The following is an 838-nucleotide window of genomic DNA, read 5'->3' on the forward strand; positions in this document are numbered from 1 at the left end:
AAGATATCTGAAGCACAAGGGGAATCTTCTTCCTCCTGAATTAATCCAGAAAATTTGGTTCATCTAATCAAAACATGTTTGACGCTGCCGATTAGGTAGCTTTGTTTGTTTTTGGATAAAATGTTTGTATGAACCGAAAGGAGTAAAAGGCAAATGAAGAATAACAAACCAGTAAAGTTGGATGAACTAGTCAGTGAAATTGAACTTCAAATTGATGATACTTTTACTTTTATAAACATTAAAACAGGCGAAGTTATTACATTAATGAGAGAAGAAATTGGGGCTGCAGAAGATGAAAAGCCACTCGAAAAATTTCCTGAATGGCAAAGGGAGAACATTGAAAAAGCCATAATGATTTTTGAGGATGAGGACGAGGAATACGTTGACTTCACATTAAGAAACGATTTCAATGAATATGAAACAATGGAAGAGTTTATTGGGACTCTTAAGGATCAAAATGTTCGAGAAGAACTTTATGAAGCCATTCAAGGAAGAGGAGCATTTCGGAGATTTAAAGATGGGATTGTAGAAAATGATGTTGATAAACAATGGTACAAGTACAAAGAAAGTAAGATAAGGAAATTAGTAATTGAATGGTGCAAGGAGCAGGGGATTGAAATCCAAGAGTAGTAAAATGAAGGTGAGCGGCTAGAAACATAATTTCTTTCATTTCAACTTCAATGCTTCGAATAGGTTTCGTACATATTGAAACTAATATGGATCTCATTTTAAATTGTTCCAAATACATAGAAATAAGGTCTTGAACGCAAATTGAATTTTGCTTAATCAAAGTCCTTGATATTAAAGGGCTTTTTGTATTTGGAAGCATAAGGTTGCC

General features: G+C 33.8%; 1 protein-coding gene. It reads left to right on the top strand.

Features of this window, described 5'->3' with window-relative positions:
* The first annotated feature begins 153 nt into the window (after positions 1-153).
* Positions 154-630: a UPF0158 family protein gene (locus GC093_RS04475; protein ID WP_171650674.1), complete on the top strand. Its 477-nt coding sequence runs from the start codon at positions 154-156 to the stop codon at positions 628-630.
* Positions 631-838: the final 208 nt, after the last annotated feature.

The organism is Paenibacillus foliorum, from assembly GCF_013141765.1.
In the GTDB taxonomy this organism is placed as follows: Bacteria; Bacillota; Bacilli; order Paenibacillales; family NBRC-103111; genus Paenibacillus_S; species Paenibacillus_S foliorum.